The following is an 18,710-nucleotide window of genomic DNA, read 5'->3' as shown; positions in this document are numbered from 1 at the left end:
GGTGATGAGAAACGTTTTGGAAGCTGACATGATGGTTTCCTTTGGAGTTCGATACTATATCAAGATATAAAAACGTATGGCTGATGACAAGATCGCTTCATCCCGGAAGCCATCGACTCGCGAGCGTGTGCTCGACGCGGCGGAGCGACTGCTTGCTCGGGGCAACGCCGCCTTCTCGATGCGCGACCTCGCGACCGAGGCGGAGCTGAGCTTCGCCACGCCATTCAACCAGTTCGGCAGCAAGGGTGCGATCATGCTGGCGCTATCCCAACGCCGGATCGACGCCATGCAGGAGCTGTTGGTTGAGGCTCTGCCCAGTGGAACCGCGGTGGCCCGTGTCCTTGCCGCGGTCGATGTCGCCATCTCGGTTATGCTGGAGGCGCCATCCGTGAACCGCATCGTGATGGGCGCGATCGGTGCACCTAGCGAGGCGCCTGGCGATGTCTTGTCCCATTCAGGCGCTCTCTGGGCTACAGCGCTCGGGGTCGGCGAAGGGTTGAAGGGCGCCACGCGGGAGCTGGCTCTCGCGATACTTCCTGATCAGCTTGCCGTCACCTTCAGGGGCGCCCTCTCGTTTTGGACAGCGGGAGAATACGATGACGATGTCCTCCGCCGCCGGGCACGTGCGGCCGCGGCTCTGGCCCTCCTCGCCTTCGTCGGCACCGACGAGCGAACGGAGTTGCTGACGATTCTTGCGGATGGAGGTGTGCCGTGAGGCCTGGGTAGCCGTCAGACCGCTTCAGACAGGTTCCGCTCGTGAAGCGGCATGCCGCCGCCAGTCTGAGACCGTCAGCCACATGGCGGAAACGAGAAAGTAGAAGGCACCGAAGGCGGCATAGGGCGCGATATCCGTGACCTGCGGGATCACTGTCGTCTGGGACCGTCCAAGAAACAGGACTCCCGCGAGCATCGACTGCGCGCCGCTGAGGATCATCGCCCACTGCGCGCCATGACGCTTCCAGCGTCGAATGCCCGTACCGAACTGGAAGCCGCCCGACAGTGCGGCCCAGACGCCAAAGACAGCCAGCACCGCATTCATACTCATCCCAAGCGTGATCACGACCGCGATTGTCGTCACCGTACTGACGAGGACGTTCAGCGCCTGGGTCGGGTTCGACCCCAGGCCGCCATTGCAACGCGCATCCACGAAGTTGGCAGCTGCATCCCAGGCAGGATAGAGGATGAGCATCGCCGCGACGATGCCGGGCATGTCCTCGGCCAGGGTGAACGCCAACGCGACCCATGCCACCGAGAAGGCTGCCCGGGTGAAGTAGTAGGCCTTTAGCCACGTGCCGTCGCCGATGTTCGTGTCGATGCTGGTCATATCAATCTCCTTTACCAACTAGATGGTAGGTTTGCTGGACAAGTGGTTTCTTCGGGAGCGAGGCGATACCGACATAGTCACCAGGCTTGATGTCGTAGAGCGCCCCCTTGGCGACGCTCTACGAAATCCATCCCTAGCCGAGCGCTAGGTCGACGGTCTGCCCGTCGCGCGTCTTCACGCTCAACGTCTTGCCGCCGAAGTCGACGATGGTACCGTGCACCCGGATGTCTTCCGCCCTTGGCGCTATCCGCGATGGCGGTTGCACTGACGCCCGCGACGAGGGGCAGCGCGACAAGCGCGGCTGAAACGATCTTCTGAAACATGGTCTCTCCTATCTACCTACTGAAAGGTAGGATACGGCGCCGTGAAGATGCCCTTGCATGGTGCGCCGACCATGCAAGGGCCGAATCATCGCTTGGGAGAATCAAGCCCGGAGAAGGCGAACTTGGTGGCGGAACGCTGCGGCCGCCAAGTCTCAGCGGCGGACCGCCGTGAGCCTTTCAAGGAGGGGCTGTGTGACGGTTCGGAATACCAATGGGTTACCATAAGCGCGGGCTGAGAGCATCGCGCCATGAACCAAAGCCATGAACGCCTCGGCCTCGGTCTCCGGCGTGTTGGAGAGCACGAGTTTCCCTTCCTCCACCCCCCGCTCCATGACGCCCGTGAGCCAAGCCGACAGGCTGCGGAAATATGCCTTCACCTCCGTCACGACCTCGGGCGGGAGCACGGGCATCTCGCTCGCGAGGAGAGCGCAGATGCAGAAGCTCATCGTCGGGTCCGCGACGCAGGCTGCCCAGTGGTCCGCGTAGGCACGAAGCTGGTCGAGCGGGTCGGGACGGAGGTTCGTGAGTTCGACAAGCCCGGCCTCAGCTTGGCCTCGATGCCAGGAGACGAGCTCCCGGACGAGGTCCGCCTTGGTCGGGAAATGGTGGTGGATGCTGGCCTTGCGAATGCCGACGACGTCGGAGATGTCGGCATAGCTGAAACCGTTGTAGCCGCCGGAGGCGATCAAGCGGCGGGTGCAGTTCAGGATATCGTCGGCAGTAGTTGAAAGGTTTGTCATGCCTCATATCTACCGTCTAGTAGGTAGGGTGTCAAGCGGGGATAGGGCGCGATTAACTTGCGTCTGCTGGAGCCCCTCTTTCATCGCCGATGCCGCCTGCCCGGATGATTGCCACTGATCCATGGGCCTGAACGGACTGTCGCTCGTTCTCGGCTTCCGTTTGCGTCAAGCCGCACGGCATTGGTTCTCCACCATCGATGTGGGGCCGGGTAGCATAGCATGGCATCGACGAAACGGGCGAACTCAACCCCTTGGAGATGAGAATTTTAAACGTCGCACATTTGCAACCTTAGGTCGACGTCATGGACTGGGACGACATCCGGATCTTTCTGGCCGTGGCACGATCCGGCCCCCTTGGCGGGGCTGCCCGAACTGAACCGCGCCGGTATTTTCGAAGGCCGATCTGGTTAGGTCACGTCGCCATGGCGATGCCCTCGGTTCGAGCATAGTAGCGCACTTCAGCCTCAGCGGGCGGGATATTGCCGATAGGTTCGAGCAGGCGCCGGTGATTGAACCAGTCCACCCATTCCAGGGTGGCGAACCCGACGGCTTACAGGGTGCGCCACGGTCTGCGGCGCTCGATCACCTCGGTCTTGTAGAGACCGTTGATCGTCTCGGCCAAGACGTTGTATCGCCCCCGGCGTTAGCTAGAGCTCCATAGGAGTCGCCAACGCTGCCCACGGAGGGCTCGACGCCAGCATCAGTGAGACGCTCGGTATACTTGATGGCAACATATTGGGCGGACTCAAGCGGTCGGAATGATGAACGAGAACGCTGCCTTTGGCGAGCCGGCGGTCGTGGAGCGCCTGTTCCAGGGCGTTCAGGACGAAGCCCGCGTGGGCTGTGCGCGAAACCCGTCAGCCGACGATCCGCCGGGCAAGGGCGTCGATGACGAAGGCGACGTAAACAAAGCCCTGCCAAGTCGCCACAAACGTGAAATCCGCCACCCACAGGGCGTTGGGAGGGGCGCCTTGAACTGCCGGTTCACCCGGTCCGCTGGGCACGGTGCCGCCCGGTCGCTGACCATCGTCCATACCGCCGCCTTGCCGCGTGCCACCCCCTTCAGAACCATGCGCCGCATCAGCCGGGCCACCCTACAGCGCGCCACGCCAATGCCTTCCCGCTGCGACTGTCGCCAGACCTTCCGGACCCCGTGGACCTGGAAATTCTCGTCCCGGATCCGCCGGATAGGTTCGCTGAGCTCCGCATCGCTGCGCGAGCGGGCCGGCGCCTTGGACGGGTCAGTCCGCCGGGCGGCATGGGCGCGGTAGGTCGACGGGACGATCGGCAGAACCTCGCGGATCGGCTGGACCTCGTGGACGGTGCGCTGCTCGTCGATGAAGGCGATCATTTCCTGAACGGGCGGTCGAGCTCCGCCTGGGCGAACTGCGGCGACGCCTTGCGAAGGATCTTGTTCGCCTGGCGCAACTCCCGGACCTCACGCTCCAGCGCCTCGATCCGCTCCCGCTCGTCCGTCGTCGGGCCCGGCCGCTTGCCCTCATCACGCTTGGCCTGCGGGACCCAGCCCCGCAGCGTCTCCGCCGTGCAGCCGATCTTCGCCGCGATCGGGCTGATCGCCGCCGATTGCGAGGCGTGATCCCCTCGTGTTCGAACACCATCCGCACCGCGCGTTCGAGAATTTCGGGGGCAAACTCCGGTGATGCTTGTTTCGTCATGATGACCCCAGTTCCTCAAGAAACGGGGCCTCCGGTAAACCCGACGCGGTTCATCAGCAGGATCAGCACACCGTTTTTCAAGTGCTTCCTTGATCGCTACGCACGGTATGCGACTATTATCGAATTCAAGACAACCGAGCATTGAATCCCTGAGGAGTGCCCGCCCGATATGACTGCGGCGATCTTGGAGTTTCTCGGGCAACCTTGAATCATCTCCGGGCCACTCATCATGCGGTCGCGTTCACGAGATGGTCCGATACGGTCGAGATGAACGCACGAAGACGCTGAAGACGCCGTAGATCCCGATGGTATCCCATCCAGATGTCTCGCGCTGGCGGCGGCGTCGGCAATTCCAGTCTGCGGATACCCGGGATCTGATTGCCCACCACACCGGGCAGGACGGCGATGCCTACGCCTTGCCTGCACATGCGCCCCTGGACGTTGCGGTTGTTCGATCGCAGGACCGGCCTTGCGTTGGGGAAACTCTCGATGAGCCACTCGATGTCGGGGAAATGGCCCGTGGATGTGTCATGGGTGATCAGCCGGAAACCGGTCCCGTCGCCATATTCGGGATCAGGCGCCTCCTCGGCGATGTAGACGTTGTATTCGAGCCTGAATAGCCGCCGCTGAACGACATCGGCAGTGTCGAACGGAACGATACGAAAAGCGACGTCGGCCTCCCGCTGGGCGAGGTTGAACAGGCGTGTGCCGGTCAGGATTTCGACGTCCACATTGGGATAGGCTTTCGAGAAATCCGCCAGGATCGGAGGCAGGACATAGGCACCGAACCAGTCCGCGGATGAAATGCGCAGACTGCCTTTGAGATTCTGCTCCTGCCCCGCAAGCCGGCGCTCCATGGCCAGCGCGCCTTCTTCCATTTGCTCGGCCAGCGCGATGATCCCATGGCCCTCCTCGGTTAGGACAAGACCGTCCGCCGTGCGCTGGAAAAGCGTGTGACCGATCGCCTGCTCAAGTGCGCGAAGGCGCCTGCCAACCGTCGGATGGCTTGTCTGAAGAGAACGCGCGGCGCCGCCGAGCGTGCCGGACCGCGCGATCGCGAGAAAGATTCTGACGTCACTCCATTCCATCGCGCCCACCCACACAAAACTGAACGCCGAAAATACAGTTATGTCAGTTAAAGAACAAATCTAAGCACCTAGATTCCCGCAATCGTCTGGAGGTGCGTCCTCCTTTGGATTTCCCCGACCCATGAGGGCGCCCACTTGGGTTGACCCTGGCTGTGGAATCGAAGGGATGCGCGTCCGGACTGGGCGGAGAGGTTTTCCGGAGCGGTCGCGGAACGCGGCGGCCCGCTCCGATGCCCGCAAATGAGGACTTTGATGATGATCACGATGCTGGTGACCTATGCGGGTGATGAGCAAACACCGTTCGACCGGAACCATTGGATCAACGTGCACTTCCCGCTCGTGCGGGAAAGCTGGGGACCTTATGGGCTGGTCAGCGCCGGCGGGTTCTTTCCGCAAGGTGATGGCGCTGGGCTAATCGCGGTTGGCGTCGTCAACTTCCGCGACGAGGCCGCCATGGAAGCGGCGCTCAATTCGCCGGAGACCGTCCAGGTCATGGCTGACGTCGACATCGTCACCGCCGTCAAACCGCAACGCGGCATCGTGAAGCCTCTCTGAGCGGCGCATCGGTGCCTGTCGATTTCGGGGGCCGCTGATCTCTCCAGGTCTGCGCCCCGCCATTGAAGTTGAAAGCCATGAGTTCCAGCAACCCACCTTCGCCAGCTTTGACTGGTCTCCTGACCGAGCCGGACGTCGCAGCCCTCCACCCTCGGCGCTGGGCGATGTTTGCCGTGCTGCTGGTCGGTGCCTTCCTACCGCCGCTCGACTTCTTCATCGTCAATGTCGCTCTCCCTTCCATCCAGCAGGATCTGGGAGCGTCTTCGTCAGCCGAGCAGCTGGTCATTTCCTCTTATGCGGCACTCTATGCCGTCACCCTGATCACGGGCGGGCGGCTCGGCGATCTCTTTGGTCGAGAGCGAATGTTCGTCGTCGGCCTGCTCGGTTTCGCTTTGGCGTCCATGCTCTGTGGCCTCGCCTGGTCGCCATGGGCGCTCGTATCCGGGCGGGCGCTCCAGGGTTTGACGGCCGCCGTGATGGCGCCGCAGGCCCTCGCTTCGGTCCAGGCGATATTCTCGGAGAAGGAGAAGCACCTCGCGCTCAGCCTCTATGGCGCCGTGTTCGGTCTGGCGTCCGTCGTCGGTCAGGCCTTGGGCGGTGTCCTGATCTCCTTGGATGTCTTCGGACTGGGATGGCGAGCAATCTTTCTCGTCAACCTGCCGGTGGCGTTCCTGGTCATCGCCTTTGCCATCCCGCTGCTACGCGCAACGCGCGCCCGTGATCCGCGCAATCTCGATCTGGTCGGCACCGCGCTTTCGATGGTGACCCTGGCGGCTCTGATCGTCCCGCTGATCGAAGGCCGGGAGGCGGGTTGGCCCCTATGGGCGTGGCTGTCGCTGGCCGTCGTCCCTACCCTGGCAGGCGCCTTCTGGCGCCACCAAGGGACGCTCGCGCGTGCGGGCGGTTTTCCGCTGCTGGACCCCAGAGCCTTGGGTGCGCCCGGGTTGGCCCGCGGACTGACCGTAGCGTTGCTGTTCTACACGATCTCGACGTTCTTCCTGCTGTTCTCGGTCTATCTGCAGCAGGCCGTACACACGAGCGCGCTGGATGCGGGCCTCGTCTTCCTACCCTATGGCCTGGGCTACCTGCTTGGCCCGCTCATCTCGCCGGCGTTCCGGCGCCTGTTGGGGTCCTTCGTCACGCCCCTGGGCATGAGTCTGGAAGCGATAGGTCTCTACGGCATCGCCTGGCTGATCGGGGCCATGACGCCAGGTGTGCTGCCCGATCATCCGTGGCTCGTCGTCCTCCTTTTCCTGACCGGGTTTGGTCAAGGGCTTGCGACCCCCGGCCTGATGCACATGGTCATCGGCCGCGTACCACCGGACTTTTCAGGGATGATCGCGGGGGTGACCAGTTCCACCCTGCAGGTGAGCGTGGCACTCAGCGTCGCCGTGATCGGCGGTGTCTTCCATGCGCTCAGCGGGGAGCGCGCAGATGCTGGCCAACTCGCTCACGCCTTCGTTGTGGCTCTCCTCGTCATCGCCACCAGCCAACTCATCGGCGCTGGTCTCGGCCTGACGATCGCCCGGCAGCCTGCGTCCGATCCCGCGCACAGCTCTCATCCGAACAACAGAAGATAGAATATGCGTATCGGATTTATCGGTCTCGGCAGTATGGGCTCGGCAATGGCCTTGAACCTGGTGAAGGCAGGCCATGATGTCCGGGCCTGGAACCGGAGCAAGGTCGCCCAGGATAGCGTCCCCGGGGTGACGCTTGTCGAACTCGCGGCGGATGCGTTCCAGGCTGACGCGGTCCTCACGATGCTGTCCGACGACCCTGCCATCCGGGAGGTGATCCTTGATGGCGGCCTGCTCGCAAGCGCGCGACCAGGGCTGACCCATGTTGTCACGTCGACGATCTCGGTCGCTTTCGCGCGGGAACTGGCGCTGCTGCACGAAGAGGCGGGCCTTGGCTATGTGTCCGCACCGGTTCTCGGGCGACCGAACTTAGCGGCGAGCGGCCAGCTTAACATCCTGGCGGCCGGGAAGGCCGATGCGGTTGCCGCGATCCAGCCCCTGCTCGCTCACCTCAGCAAAAAGGTCTGGAAGTTGGGGAAGTACCCCGCTCGGGCGAATGCGGCGAAGCTCGCCTGCAACATGATGATCGCCATGGCTATCGAGGCGATGGCTGAAGGTGTCGTGCTGACCGAGAGCGTCGGCCTCGACCGTGCGGATTTCTTCGAACTCATCCTGGGCACCCTGTTCTCGGGCCGCGCCTATGAGAGCTACAGCGCGCAGATCGCGGAACGAACATTCGAGCCCGGTTTCAAAGCCAAGCTCGCGCTCAAGGACATGCGCCTGGCGACTGACGTCAGCAACGAGATCGGACGCACGCTCCCGATGCTTGAAGCTGTCCGCGAGGGGCTCAGCAAAGCTGTCTCGGCGGGCTTCGGGGAGAAGGACTGGTCGGTCATGGCCGATATGACGGTTCGCGGCGGCGACAGCGTGGCGTCGTCCGAAAACAACTCGGAGAAGAAGTAATGAAGACTTGGCTCATCACAGGCTGCTCGAGCGGCTTCGGCCAGCGGCTCGCGCTCGCCGCGGCACAGCGCGGCGATCAGGTCATCGCGACGGCCCGCGATGTCAAAACGATCGGAGAAATGGCTGAGCCTTTCGGCGGTCGCATGATCACCTTGCCGCTCGACGTGACGGATGCGGCGGCAACCAAGACCGCGGTCGCAAAGGCGGTCGAGACATTCGGCGGGTTTGACGTGCTCGTGAACAATGCCGGCCACGGACTGTTCGGCGCGATCGAGGAAGGCACGCCCGAGGAATATCGGCCGATGTTCGAGGTGAACGTCTTCGGTCTGATCGAAATCACCAGAGCCGCCCTGCCCGTCCTGCGACGTTCGGGCGGAACGATCGTCAACATGTCGTCCGGCGCGGGTATCGCGGGTGGCGCCGGCGGAGGTTATTACAACGCCGCCAAGTTCGCCGTGGAAGGGATTTCCGAAGCGCTCGCCGGCGAGCTGAAGCCGTTCGGCATCCGCGTGCTGATCGTCGAGCCTGGTCCGTTTCGCACCGATTTCCTTGGCCGTTCGATCATGATGGCGGCCAATGAGATGCCGGAATACGCCGTGAGCTCTCGCAAGCACTATCGCGAAACCAACAACGGCAATCAGGCGGGCGATCCCGACAAGGCGATCGCGGTGATCCTGCGGGCAGTCGACGCCGATGACGCCCCGCTTCATCTGCCGCTCGGCCCGATCGCGCATGCGATCGCCGAGCGAAAGCTGGCAGCCTTCCGCAGCGATATCGACGCCTGGCGCGACATCACGATCGCCACCGATTTCGACCAGCCCTGAGCGCTGGCCGCGAGCTCTGTTTGAACGTCAACATCGATTGGAACGCGATCATGATCGCAACTTTGAAGGGGTTTACCCAGCAGCTGGTGCCGGTGAATGGCATCAAGATCAACGCCGTCACGGGGGGCTCGGGCCCTCCGATCCTGTTACTTCACGGCTGGCCGGAAACTTGGTGGGAATGGCACCATGTGATGCCGCTGCTGGCCGAGCACTTCAGCGTGGTGGCCATGGATCTGCGCGGCGCGGGATTTTCCGACTGCCCGCTCGACGGCTATGACAAGGCGACGATGGCGCGCGACGCGCACAAGGTCATGATCGCCCTAGGGCATGAACGCTACGCCGTGTGCGGACATGACATCGGCGGAATGGTGGCGTTGCCGCAGGCCGCCCTCTATCGGGAGGCTGTTACCCACCTGGCGGTCCTTGACGTTCCGCTTCCCGGCTGGACCGGATGGGAGGCGACGACCACTAGGCTCTGGCACTTCAGCTTCCATATGAACCGGGATCTACCCGAGCGCCTGATCCATGGCCGTGAATATGACTATGTTTCGACCTTCATGGCAGATCGGTTCCACGATCACGGCACCTTCAATCCGGCGGACATCGAGATCTACGCGAAGGCGATGGCTCTTCCTGGCCGCACTCGTGGCGGCATGGAATGGTACCGCACCCTCGCCGCCGATCACGCGGCTGCTCTTGAGTACAAGAAGCATCCCCTCGAGATACCGGTGCTTGGTCTGGGTGGGGACCAGCGGTTTGGTGCGCGGATGGTGCCGATGCTCAAAGAGTTTGCCAGTAATGTGACGGGTGGACCGATCGCGCGGTGCGGCCACTATGTCGCGGATGAGCGGCCCAATGAAGTCGCGGCCGCCCTGATCGATTACCTCAAGGCCAATTGAAACTTCGCGCCCGCGCCGTCGCGGGCCGGGCGGATCGCGACACCGCAGGCGAATTGCGCCGGACGCGGTCGCGCTGGATCGACAAAAACAAGGAGACTGTCATGACCGCACCCGTCATTCGCGGCGTCAATCATATCGGCATCACGGTGCCCGACATCGAAGCCGCAAAATCGTTCCTAGTGGAAGCCTTTGGCGGCCAGGTGATCTACCAATCCTTCGGACCGCAGGATCCACCGCGGCAGGGACCCGATTTCGAGCGGGCCGTCGGCGCTTTCCCTGGAACGGTCGTGCGTGCGCAGGCGATGGTCAAGATCGGAACAGGACCCGATATCGAGCTCTTCGAAATGCACGGCCCCGAGCAAGCCCAGCCGATCCGCGCGAGCGACTTCGGCATCACGCACTTCGCTCTCTACACCAACGACATCGACGCCTCGGTTGAGCGCTTCGAGAAGGCCGGAGGCACCCCCCTCACCGCGCCGCGCGCTATTCCCTATGCAAGCGAAAAAGGTCCTGGAAACAAGGTCTGCTACTGCCGCATGCCCTGGGGCATGACGATGGAATTCATCACCACGCCGGACCGCATGGCCTATCATGACCAGACTGATCTTCGCAGGTGGCAGGACGAGGACTGAGCAGAGCGCGAAAAGGGATCCGCATGGTGTTGGTGCACGGAGGCGGGGTGAGCGTATTGGCGGAACGGGGCCCGTCCTGTAGAACGGCGATCCTGCCCGTAACCTGATGGCCTGATCGTCCCGCATGCCACACAAACACAGTTAGACCCGGCACCATCATATCCGGAAGATGAAGTTCAGGGGGAGCGTCGAGAGATTGGGGGTATCGGCTTCAGCCGGCTCTTCAAAGCCGATGTCCAACTTTGCTCCGGAATGCCTCTGATCGGCTGGCATCCCCAATCTCTCGACGCTTCCGGTGTAACAGGCCCCAAAATCTGCGCGTCATCCACAGCGGAAATCTGCAGGCAATCCGGCGAAGCTGGTGGGGGCAGCCTCGCCGGATTGCCTCAAAACCCTGCTGGCGTCTGCTAATTCAGATTATCGGGCGCCACGACCCCCACCGATTTCACTGGATGGCCAATCTGCGGCGCTGTCTTGCCGCACCTTGCAACTCCAACTGTCCTTCTACCTTGAAAGGAAACGAAAAATGGCTACGAAGTTGTTGAGCCACGTGTCGGTCGTAACCTGGGGATTAACCGAGATCGGCGTCTCCATTGCTGAAGCTCTCATCGTTGAAGGTGCCAAGCGTGTCTACATCACCGGCAGATAATCATTTCTTTGCTGAGCGATCTAGAAACAATTCAACACAGGAATACTACCATGAACATTCCCTCTCTTCGTCTCGCGGGTAAGCGCGCGCTTGTTACCGGCGCAGCGCGAGGCATCGGCGCGGCCATCGCGCTGAAGCTGGCCGAGGACGGCGCCGACGTCGCCATCACCTATGAGAAGTCGGCTGAAAAGGCTGAAGCTCTCGCCGCTGAGATTCGTGCCTTGGGCCGCAAGGCCGTCGCCATCCAAGCCGATGCTGCCAGCCCTGAAGCCGCGAAGACAGCGGTCGAACAGACCGTCGCCGACCTCGGCGGCCTTGACATCCTGGTCAACAACGCTGGCGTCCTCATCGCGGGTGCCTTTTCCGCGCAGTCGCTGGAGGAGATCGACCTGCAGCTGAACGTCAATGTGCGCGGCGTTTTCGTAACCACCCAGGTTGCATTGAAATACATTCCGGATGGCGGCCGCGTCATCACTATCGGCAGCAATGCGGGTCTGTCTGTCCCGTTCGCTGGTATAGCAGTCTATGCGGCTACCAAATCCGCGATGGAGAGCTTCACCCGTGGTCTCGCCCGCGAACTAGGCCCTCGTGACATTACCGTCAATCTGGTCCGCCCCGGCCCAATCGACACCGACATGAACCCCGCCGACGGCCCTCTCGCGCCTTCTATCCTCCCGAGCCTGTCTATTGCGCGTTACGGTAAGACCCGGGAGGTCGCCGAGGCCGTCGCCTTCCTCGCCGGGTCTGGCGCCGCCTATGTTACTGGATCGGGCATTCTTGTCGATGGCGGCATAAGCGCCTGAGTTACCGCCCGAGGGGCGACCGGCCTCCTCGTGCCCTGCACTCACGGCAAATTCAGTAGAGCGTCTAGGCAAAACCGGAAACGTTAGACGCCAGCCCTGTCGCGCTTCGCCTTGAATTAGAGGGGGGTGAGTCGCTCTGGTGCATGGAGGCCGACGAGCACGGATTATTCCCTGGCTCGTTGATCATCAGGCGATGCGGACGGATTCGGGGCGTCCGAGGTCGAACATCCGGTTGAGAACATCGATGGCGATCCGGGGTTCGACATCCTGCGACGGCTGGCCATGGGAGCGCAAGGTGTCACCGATGATGCGCTTGTATCGACTCATCGTTCCCTCCACCCCAGCCCTCGCATTGTAGCCCGAGGTTCGCTGCCAGCCCATACGACCCCGCTCGGCGATGACCTGGATGTGCCGATCGCGCTGGCTGGGCTTGGTGTCCGCCGTGGAGCTGAGCACGGCACCGGCGCGGGGTGGAACGATCACCTTCGCGTCCGGATGGCGTTCGTTCAGGGCGGTGTACACCCCGGTTTTGTCGTAGCCGCCGCCTGGGAAAAACCTCCACCGGCTCGGTGATCTGGTCGAGCGGGGGTTCGACCTGCGAGGCGTCATCGAGAGACCGGCACGATCGTCGCCTCGACCCTGACCAGCAAGGAGGTCGACGATGCCGCCGAACTCGGCCCCTTGCTCGACCAGATCGACGAGCCGCTCGCCGCGGTCATCGCCGACGGTGCCTACGACCAGGATCGGGTTTACGATGATGTGGCCGAACACTCTCCAGAGGCCGTGGTTATCGTGCCGCCGCGCGCCACGGCCGTTCTCGGTCCGTCGGCCGAAACCGATCCGACCCAGCGCGATCGGCACATCCAGGTCATCGCCGAGCGGGGTCGTATGGGCTGGCAGCGAACCTCGGGCTACAATGCGAGGGCTGGGGTGGAGGGAACGATGAGTCGATACAAGCGCATCGTCGGCGACACCTTGCGCTCCCATGGCCGACCGTCGCAGGACGTCGAACCCCGGATCGCCGTCGACGTTCTCAACCGGATGTTCGACCTCGGACGCCCCGAATCCGTTCTCACCGCCTGATGATCAACGAGCCAGGGAATAATCCGTGCTCGTCGGCCTCTATGCACCAGAGCGGCGCTGGGTCAGACGCCTCCGGGATGCTGACCCGTCATCACCCGGAACAGGTCCATTCGAGAGGGCGTGGAAGATGCCATCGAAACGCCGGGCCGCATGGCTCGTGGTGGCTGATACCGAAAAAATCGACGCCACCGAGCGGCGGTTTGTCGAAGCCTTGAGTACCACGTCGTCGGAACTTGGCCGGATTATCGAACTGGCACGCGCGTTCAATGCCATGGTGCGATACCAACAGGCGGAGCGGCTGGACTCCTGGGTGGCAGCAGCGAAAGACACTGCACTGGCCGGGTTCGCCGATGGCCTTGTTCGCGACCTCGCCGCGATACGGGCAGCCCTGTCGCTGTCGTGGAGTACCGGTTCGGTGGAGGGGCAGATCAGCTACATGAAGACGATCAAGCGAACCATGTCCGGTCGGGCCAAATTCGATCTGCTACGTCACCGTGTTCTCGAAGCCGCTTGAAGTGGTGGTGCTCCAGCCCGATACCGCTGCACTGGGAATGCGGATGGACCCCATCCTGACGTCGGTTGACAAGCAGCCTGCAATCGCTTGAAGAACCCCAGATAGTCGAGCCGGTCACGCACCGGTTGGCGGTCGTTCTCCTCTACCAGCCGCTCCAGATCTTTCTGAAATACCGCCAGCTGCGGATAGGGCTGAACCTGCCGCTCGTACCGGGGCGCAGTCTCTCCCGAGCGCAGGTACTTGCTCACCGTCTCCCGCGACAACTTCAGCGACCGGGCGATTGCCCCAACGCTCTTGCCCTTCGCGTGCTCCCGTCGAACACGTGCAATCGTCTCCACCATCAGCATCCTCGCATGACCACCCTGACGTCCAATCCAGGGTAGAAGTCTGCCAGATCACGAGGTGGTCGGGTTTTGGACGCCGATCACCCCAGAAACCGGCCTACTTTTCCACGCCGATGCACAACCCCGCTCATGCGGGGATGGACCCATCAGGTCAGCATGGACCGCGACGTCGCCGCGCGTTGACCCTGCGGGAGCGGGGATGGACCATGATCGTAATGCGCGATCCGGCAAGGGTCGGCGTTGACCTCGCGGGAGCGGGGATGGACCCCATGGATCTAGGAAGAAGAGCCATGAGTGGGGATTGACCCCGCGGGAGCGGGGATGGACCCGAGATCCCGCGCAAGATCTCGGCTTATTATGCGTTGACCCAGCCCACGCGGCGATGGCCGGGAACCCCACCGGTCCGTCACGGATCACCAGGTAAGGCGCGTCGTCGAGCCCCATGGATGGGTCCGATCCATCCGTCGCGGAACCGGGGATTCCGATGGCGGCGTCCCGTCGGCGACCGGTGGTTCGGGAGTCCGCTGATCGGGACCGGAATCATCCAGGTCGCCGCGCGGCCCGGTTTCCCCATGCGAATGGCGGCCAGCGAGGACATGGATCGGTCATGCCACGCCGCTGTCGGCAAGGTCGGCCAGAGGCGCGTGTTGGCTGGGAGGAATCCGGATTTTCCCAATCATCGTGTGGGGTGCCGCCATGTTTTCCGGATGGCGACCTCCCATGTTTCAACTGAAACACGATTGTCCCAGGTTTGAAGCGTCCTCGTAACTTGGCTCCGACACGGTCCAACACCGGCTTCACGGCGGACTGGAGATGATGTGGAAGCTGGACGCCTTGTCGCGAAACCAACCCTGGATGATCCGAATGAAAAGACCGCGTTGTATCCGTGGGATGACTACATCACATGGCGATATTGTCGTTGAGGACAATGAACGGGATGCGCCCGTTCTCGTGCTGATTCATGGGAATTCGTCTTGCCGGGAAGTCTTCGCCCGTCAAACTGAAAGCGAACTGGGTGGAAATTATCGGCTGATCACCTTCGATCTGCCGGGTCATGGCAAATCTTCCGATGCCGCTCAACCTGAACGCACCTACACGAGACCAGGACTCGCCGACGCGATCGTCGAGATGCTGGCGAAACTCAAGATCTCCGAGGCCGCGTTGCTCGGATGGTCGCTTGGTGGGCATATCGCGATCGAGATGCTCGGGCGATTCGACGGAATGACAGGGCTCATCCTCACGGGCACACCCCCTGTCAGGCGCGGAGGCATGGCCGACGGGTTCGCGCGTCCTCCCCACGCGGGGCTGGCCGCCCGTCGGGATCTGTCCGCCACCGACATCGACCTGTTCGCGCGCGCGATGTTTGGCGAACCGGTCGAGCCCTTCCTTCGGGAGGCGATGAGACGATCCGATGGGCGATGCCGCGAGCGGTTGTTCGAGGCGGCGCGGGCGGGCGCGGGGGTGGATCAGCGCGCGGCTGTCGAGGGAAGCCCGGTCCCGATCGCGGTCATCAACGGCGGCACCGATCCATTAATCAAACTCGACTACATCAGCGGTGTCGGATACGGCAATCTCTGGGAAGGGAAATGTCATGTCCTCGAGGGCGTCGGCCATGCGCCGTTCTGGCACGCGGCGGACGAGTTCAACGCCATTGTCGGGCGATTTCTCGAGGCCTGTTCGCGGGCGGGCCGCGCCGGCCGGAATTGACCGGGATGCCGCTTCGAGGTGAATGAGAGCCGGCGGCCAGGGCTGGCGGCCAGGGTTGGCGGAACTACGGCTGTAACGACGTCGCTTCGGGTTGTGATCACCTCGTAACGAGAGGCCGGCACGATGTCCCTTCCCGTAGCGAAGAGGATCATGACAAATGCCGAACACGCGGTTCCAAGACATTATCGATGATGGTGTCCCCAAACGAAGCAGTGAACCCGCCAATGGTCACGATCAAACCAACGTGGGCCCGACACGTCGTGGCGACGCCGACCCCAAGCCGTCACGCTTGGCCTTCATCGTCGAAGGTTTCGGTTTGTACAGCGCGTCCTTCCATGCCACCAATGCTCACCAGATCGAGTATTGGGGATCACGGCGTACCGTGGATCTCCCCCGCTCCGTGAGTTGGGGCGCCAAGGCTGAGGCGCTCATCACGAAGCTGTGGTCCGACTGGCGTCGCGAGCGCGGGATCACTCGGCTGACATCATCCCTGAAAGAACTCGACAACGCGTTGCCGCGCGATGTCGGCATCGAACACAAGTGCCAGATCGAATGGCTGATCAGGCATGGTCGCACCGGCGGTTGCGGTCGTGGCGAGGTCGAATGACCGGGAACAGGTGGAGTGGGGCTGTCATTCCGTCGAACTTGGTGACCGCCATGACTGTCGCCGTTGTCGGTCAGGTCGGCCGGAGGCGCGTGTTGATCTGGGAGGATTCCGGATTTTCCCAATCATCGTGAGGTCGTGCGCTTTCTTGACCCCGGTTTGAACTTTGGGCCATAACCAAAGGCCACTTCCCCCAGCTCCGTGACGAGGAACCGCCCGACATGCCCCTGGATGATGCTGATGCCATCCCGCTGGAAGTCGATATCCCATGGTGGCGATGATGGTGAACCGACGGATCCGGGAGTGTGAAATGTGCCGGCGGGCTGGCTTCCTGATGCCGGTCAAGTGCATCGACAACGGCGTGAGGTCCACGATCCAGATGTGTCTCGATTGCCGCCTGAACTGGGAGGACCAGTCTTTCCAGCGCCTTTGTCAGGCGACAGCGAGCATATCGCGGAGGGCGGCGACTCTCTGGACATGGATCGCCCGTCGCCGGGCCGTGGGCACGTGCTCCTTGCGCCGAGTGCCTGGTCGGAGGAAGTCGCGGACTTCGTCGTGGGCCCGGCAGAAGCGGAAGGCGCTGGTGTGTGTTTGAAAGCCCCGCATCGGCCGGTAGGGCACCGTCAACTTGATCGGCGTCCGACCGCGGTAGGGGTAGCTTGCGGGCGTGGGCGCATCCCTGGTCGGTGATTAGGCGGCCAAACGGACGCCGGTGACCTCGGCCCAGTCCTCGAAAGCCTGAGCGCGAGCGGCGCGGTACTGGCTGGCAGTGACGTGGTCTCGGCGGAGATGGAAGAGATTGGCGATGGGGTTGTGGATCGAGACGAAACGCTGAACTTGGCCGGCCGACTTGAACCGCTTCATCTGTCGTTCGCATCGTCGCGTTGGCTGATGGGAGTTCTCGGCCCGGTTGTTGAGGCCCTTGTGTTGGCGGTGTTCGACCCCAGGCATGATCTCCCGTTTCGCCGCGCGGTTCCGTCAGGTCTCGCGCCAGATCCTGAGCGGAGGCATAGATCAGCTCTGATGAGCGGTGTCGTCGTCAGGCGACGGCGAGCATATCGCGGAGAGCTGCGACCCTCTGGACATAGATCACCCGTCGACGAGCCGCGGTCACGTGCTCCTTGCGCCGGGTGGCTGGTCGAAAGAAGTCGCGCACTTCATCGTGGGCCCGGCAGATGCGGGCGGCGCTGGTGTGCGTCTGGAAGCCTCGCATCGGCTGGTAGCGTCCTTTCACCCCTCGGTGATCTTGTTCCAGATGGTTGTTTAAGTACTTGGAAGTGCGATGTTCGACGTCATCGCAGAAGACCTCGTCGAGGGCCGGCGGGTAGCTGGCGTGCTTGTCCGTGGTGACCTTGTCGGGGGTGGTTCCGATGACCGCCACGGCCGAGCGGAAGAGCGCCTCGGCAGCTTTCTGATCGCGGGTTTCGCTCAGGTAGACATCGACCAGGTTGCCGTCGCGGTCGATCGTCCGGTACAGATACTGCCACCGGCCACCTACCTTGATGTATGTCTCGTCAGTATACCAACTGCGGCCGGCCTTGCCCCGACGGCGCTGGCGCAGAGCATCGGTGAGCAGCGGCGCCAACTTGGCTTCCCAGTCGCGGATCGCTTCATGGCTGAACACCAGGCCGCGCAGCAGCAGGATCTCCGTCAGGTCCCGCAGGCTGAGTTTCATCCGCAGCCTCCACAGCACGATCAGAAAAACGACATCGGTTGGCAGTTGGAACCGGTTCAGCACCGAGCCGGTCCGCTCATTGAGAGGCTGTTCGTAGACATCAGGCACTGATCTCACTGGCGACGAGACGCTCGAGGCGTCTGGCGAGGATGGAAACGAAGGCGATCTCGATGAAAGCGACAAGGTGCTCCTTGGTCCTGTCGAAGATGGTATTCAACCGCCGGTAATTAGCGATCCAGGAAAAGGAACGCTCCACCACCCAACAAATCCCAGTTGGGAGGAACTTTCCTTCGCGGCCACGGGCGATTGCCTTGACAGTGATGCCAAGTTTCTGCCCGGCCTTGGCCAGGCGCTTGCCTCGGTAGCCGAGATCGCCCAGCGCGGATCCACGGAACCCTTTGCCGGAGAGTTCACGGAGCACCGGAACGATGCCTTTGGTGTCGTGGGTATTGGCCGGAGAGACGTCAACCGCCAACGGGATGCCGTACTTATCGACGCCCAGGTGAACCTTGACGCCGTTGATCTTCTTGCCGCCATCGAAGCCGCGCTCGAAGCAGCTCGGTGCCGACCTACATGATCGGCTGTCGATGACGACAGCGCTTGGCTCGGCCACATCACCGCAGGCCAGCCGCCAAGTCCGACGCAGCCGATCGAGCAGGCGACACCAAAGGCCGAGCCGGGTCCAGCGGGCGAACAGCGTGTACAGCGTGCCGAATGGGATGTCGCACAGCTGCCCGATGGGCACCGTTCTCTTATTGCGGGCCGGGATTCAAGTCCTCTTGGTGAGTTA

General features: G+C 62.6%; 18 protein-coding genes, 3 pseudogenes and 1 other annotated feature. Of the genes and pseudogenes, 12 read left to right on the top strand and 9 right to left on the bottom strand.

What is annotated here, in order from left to right; genetic code table 11:
• Nucleotides 1-76 precede the first annotated feature (76 nt).
• Nucleotides 77-715 (top strand): TetR/AcrR family transcriptional regulator, encoded by a 639-nt coding sequence (locus N825_RS34500; protein ID WP_037461701.1) that lies wholly within the window; start codon nucleotides 77-79, stop codon nucleotides 713-715.
• Between the two features lie 24 nt (nucleotides 716-739).
• Here the strand turns inward: N825_RS34500 and N825_RS34495 are convergent, their stop codons facing one another.
• The 4 genes and pseudogenes from N825_RS34495 to N825_RS34475 form a co-directional block, all read right to left on the bottom strand.
• Entirely contained in the window at nucleotides 740-1,324 is a 585-nt protein-coding gene (locus N825_RS34495; RefSeq protein ID WP_037461698.1) for a DUF308 domain-containing protein, read from the bottom strand.
• Nucleotides 1,325-1,799: 475 nt separating this feature from the next.
• Entirely contained in the window at nucleotides 1,800-2,387 is a 588-nt protein-coding gene (locus N825_RS34490; RefSeq protein ID WP_037461696.1) for a TetR/AcrR family transcriptional regulator, read from the bottom strand.
• 412 nt (nucleotides 2,388-2,799) lie between these two features.
• Nucleotides 2,800-4,063: pseudogene (locus N825_RS38415) on the bottom strand (IS3 family transposase).
• Nucleotides 3,664-3,778: a sequence feature (AL1L pseudoknot), on the bottom strand. It overlaps the preceding pseudogene by 115 nt.
• Before the next feature lie 227 nt (nucleotides 4,064-4,290).
• A complete protein-coding gene (locus N825_RS34475; protein ID WP_037461689.1) occupies nucleotides 4,291-5,151 on the bottom strand; it encodes a LysR family transcriptional regulator in 861 nt (286 codons plus the stop codon).
• 252 nt (nucleotides 5,152-5,403) lie between these two features.
• Here N825_RS34475 and N825_RS34470 point away from each other — a divergent pair, with 252 nt between their 5' ends.
• From N825_RS34470 to N825_RS34440, 7 genes are all read left to right on the top strand, one after another.
• A complete protein-coding gene (locus N825_RS34470; protein WP_245613327.1) occupies nucleotides 5,404-5,706 on the top strand; it encodes an EthD family reductase in 303 nt (100 codons plus the stop codon).
• A 77-nt stretch (nucleotides 5,707-5,783) separates the two neighbouring features.
• On the top strand, nucleotides 5,784-7,286 hold the full coding sequence (locus tag N825_RS34465) for an MFS transporter (protein ID WP_157619750.1): 1,503 nt from the start codon (nucleotides 5,784-5,786) through the stop codon (nucleotides 7,284-7,286).
• Between the two features lie 3 nt (nucleotides 7,287-7,289).
• Nucleotides 7,290-8,186 (top strand): NAD(P)-dependent oxidoreductase, encoded by an 897-nt coding sequence (locus N825_RS34460; RefSeq protein WP_037461687.1) that lies wholly within the window; start codon nucleotides 7,290-7,292, stop codon nucleotides 8,184-8,186.
• Nucleotides 8,186-9,010, top strand: coding sequence for an oxidoreductase (locus N825_RS34455; RefSeq protein WP_037461684.1), 825 nt, complete (start codon nucleotides 8,186-8,188; stop codon nucleotides 9,008-9,010). Before N825_RS34460 ends, N825_RS34455 begins: the two co-directional genes overlap by 1 nt.
• A gap of 20 nt (nucleotides 9,011-9,030) precedes the next feature.
• Nucleotides 9,031-9,909 carry an alpha/beta fold hydrolase gene (locus N825_RS34450; RefSeq protein WP_245613326.1) on the top strand — a complete coding sequence of 293 codons (879 nt, stop codon included), beginning with the start codon at nucleotides 9,031-9,033 and terminating at the stop codon, nucleotides 9,907-9,909.
• A gap of 101 nt (nucleotides 9,910-10,010) precedes the next feature.
• A complete protein-coding gene (locus N825_RS34445) occupies nucleotides 10,011-10,541 on the top strand; it encodes a VOC family protein (RefSeq protein ID WP_037461716.1) in 531 nt (176 codons plus the stop codon).
• A 699-nt stretch (nucleotides 10,542-11,240) separates the two neighbouring features.
• Entirely contained in the window at nucleotides 11,241-11,993 is a 753-nt protein-coding gene (locus N825_RS34440) for an SDR family oxidoreductase (RefSeq protein ID WP_037461679.1), read from the top strand.
• 186 nt (nucleotides 11,994-12,179) lie between these two features.
• On the opposite strand, the gene N825_RS34435 is transcribed toward N825_RS34440, so the two are convergent.
• Nucleotides 12,180-12,515 (bottom strand): hypothetical protein, encoded by a 336-nt coding sequence (locus tag N825_RS34435; RefSeq protein WP_051514133.1) that lies wholly within the window; start codon nucleotides 12,513-12,515, stop codon nucleotides 12,180-12,182.
• Between the two features lie 102 nt (nucleotides 12,516-12,617).
• Between N825_RS34435 and N825_RS34430 the strand changes: the two genes are divergently transcribed.
• Nucleotides 12,618-13,076, top strand: coding sequence for a transposase (locus N825_RS34430; RefSeq protein WP_037461674.1), 459 nt, complete (start codon nucleotides 12,618-12,620; stop codon nucleotides 13,074-13,076).
• A 52-nt stretch (nucleotides 13,077-13,128) separates the two neighbouring features.
• Nucleotides 13,129-13,590: pseudogene (locus N825_RS34425) on the top strand (transposase); the annotation flags it as partial.
• Here N825_RS34425 and N825_RS41105 read toward each other — a convergent pair.
• Nucleotides 13,566-13,931 carry a helix-turn-helix domain-containing protein gene (locus tag N825_RS41105; RefSeq protein WP_425423769.1) on the bottom strand — a complete coding sequence of 122 codons (366 nt, stop codon included), beginning with the start codon at nucleotides 13,929-13,931 and terminating at the stop codon, nucleotides 13,566-13,568. The pseudogene N825_RS34425 and the gene N825_RS41105 sit on opposite strands and share 25 nt — an antisense overlap.
• An 816-nt stretch (nucleotides 13,932-14,747) precedes the next feature.
• Here N825_RS41105 and N825_RS34420 point away from each other — a divergent pair.
• Together N825_RS34420 and N825_RS34415 are read left to right on the top strand one after the other, a co-directional pair.
• Entirely contained in the window at nucleotides 14,748-15,641 is an 894-nt protein-coding gene (locus N825_RS34420) for an alpha/beta fold hydrolase (protein WP_211098445.1), read from the top strand.
• Nucleotides 15,642-15,798: 157 nt separating this feature from the next.
• A complete protein-coding gene (locus N825_RS34415) occupies nucleotides 15,799-16,248 on the top strand; it encodes a hypothetical protein (RefSeq protein ID WP_037461672.1) in 450 nt (149 codons plus the stop codon).
• 687 nt (nucleotides 16,249-16,935) lie between these two features.
• Here N825_RS34415 and N825_RS34405 read toward each other — a convergent pair.
• The 3 genes and pseudogenes from N825_RS34405 to N825_RS34395 all read right to left on the bottom strand — a co-directional run.
• Nucleotides 16,936-17,214, bottom strand: a pseudogene (locus tag N825_RS34405) (DDE-type integrase/transposase/recombinase); the annotation flags it as partial.
• Nucleotides 17,215-17,284: 70 nt separating this feature from the next.
• A complete protein-coding gene (locus N825_RS34400; RefSeq protein WP_037461667.1) occupies nucleotides 17,285-18,028 on the bottom strand; it encodes an IS6 family transposase in 744 nt (247 codons plus the stop codon).
• Entirely contained in the window at nucleotides 18,021-18,665 is a 645-nt protein-coding gene (locus tag N825_RS34395) for an IS5 family transposase (protein ID WP_051514120.1), read from the bottom strand. The genes N825_RS34400 and N825_RS34395 overlap by 8 nt, the downstream gene beginning before the upstream one ends.
• Between the last annotated feature and the right edge of the window lie 45 nt (nucleotides 18,666-18,710).

Source organism: Skermanella stibiiresistens SB22 (genome assembly GCF_000576635.1).
GTDB lineage: Bacteria > Pseudomonadota > Alphaproteobacteria > Azospirillales > Azospirillaceae > Skermanella > Skermanella stibiiresistens.
This window is presented reverse-complemented; position numbering and strand designations above follow the sequence as displayed.

What these genes read in the sequence shown, in the direction of transcription:
- N825_RS34500 (WP_037461701.1), top strand. Translation starts at nt 77, where the DNA reads ATGGCTGATGACAAGATCGCTTCATCCCGGAAGCCATCGACTCGCGAG.
- N825_RS34495 (WP_037461698.1), bottom strand. Translation starts at nt 1,324, where the DNA reads ATGACCAGCATCGACACGAACATCGGCGACGGCACGTGGCTAAAGGCC.
- N825_RS34490 (WP_037461696.1), bottom strand. Translation starts at nt 2,387, where the DNA reads ATGACAAACCTTTCAACTACTGCCGACGATATCCTGAACTGCACCCGC.
- N825_RS34475 (WP_037461689.1), bottom strand. Translation starts at nt 5,151, where the DNA reads ATGGAATGGAGTGACGTCAGAATCTTTCTCGCGATCGCGCGGTCCGGC.
- N825_RS34470 (WP_245613327.1), top strand. Translation starts at nt 5,404, where the DNA reads ATGATGATCACGATGCTGGTGACCTATGCGGGTGATGAGCAAACACCG.
- N825_RS34465 (WP_157619750.1), top strand. Translation starts at nt 5,784, where the DNA reads ATGAGTTCCAGCAACCCACCTTCGCCAGCTTTGACTGGTCTCCTGACC.
- N825_RS34460 (WP_037461687.1), top strand. Translation starts at nt 7,290, where the DNA reads ATGCGTATCGGATTTATCGGTCTCGGCAGTATGGGCTCGGCAATGGCC.
- N825_RS34455 (WP_037461684.1), top strand. Translation starts at nt 8,186, where the DNA reads ATGAAGACTTGGCTCATCACAGGCTGCTCGAGCGGCTTCGGCCAGCGG.
- N825_RS34445 (WP_037461716.1), top strand. Translation starts at nt 10,011, where the DNA reads ATGACCGCACCCGTCATTCGCGGCGTCAATCATATCGGCATCACGGTG.
- N825_RS34440 (WP_037461679.1), top strand. Translation starts at nt 11,241, where the DNA reads ATGAACATTCCCTCTCTTCGTCTCGCGGGTAAGCGCGCGCTTGTTACC.
- N825_RS41105 (WP_425423769.1), bottom strand. Translation starts at nt 13,931, where the DNA reads ATGGTGGAGACGATTGCACGTGTTCGACGGGAGCACGCGAAGGGCAAG.
- N825_RS34420 (WP_211098445.1), top strand. Translation starts at nt 14,748, where the DNA reads ATGATGTGGAAGCTGGACGCCTTGTCGCGAAACCAACCCTGGATGATC.
- N825_RS34415 (WP_037461672.1), top strand. Translation starts at nt 15,799, where the DNA reads ATGCCGAACACGCGGTTCCAAGACATTATCGATGATGGTGTCCCCAAA.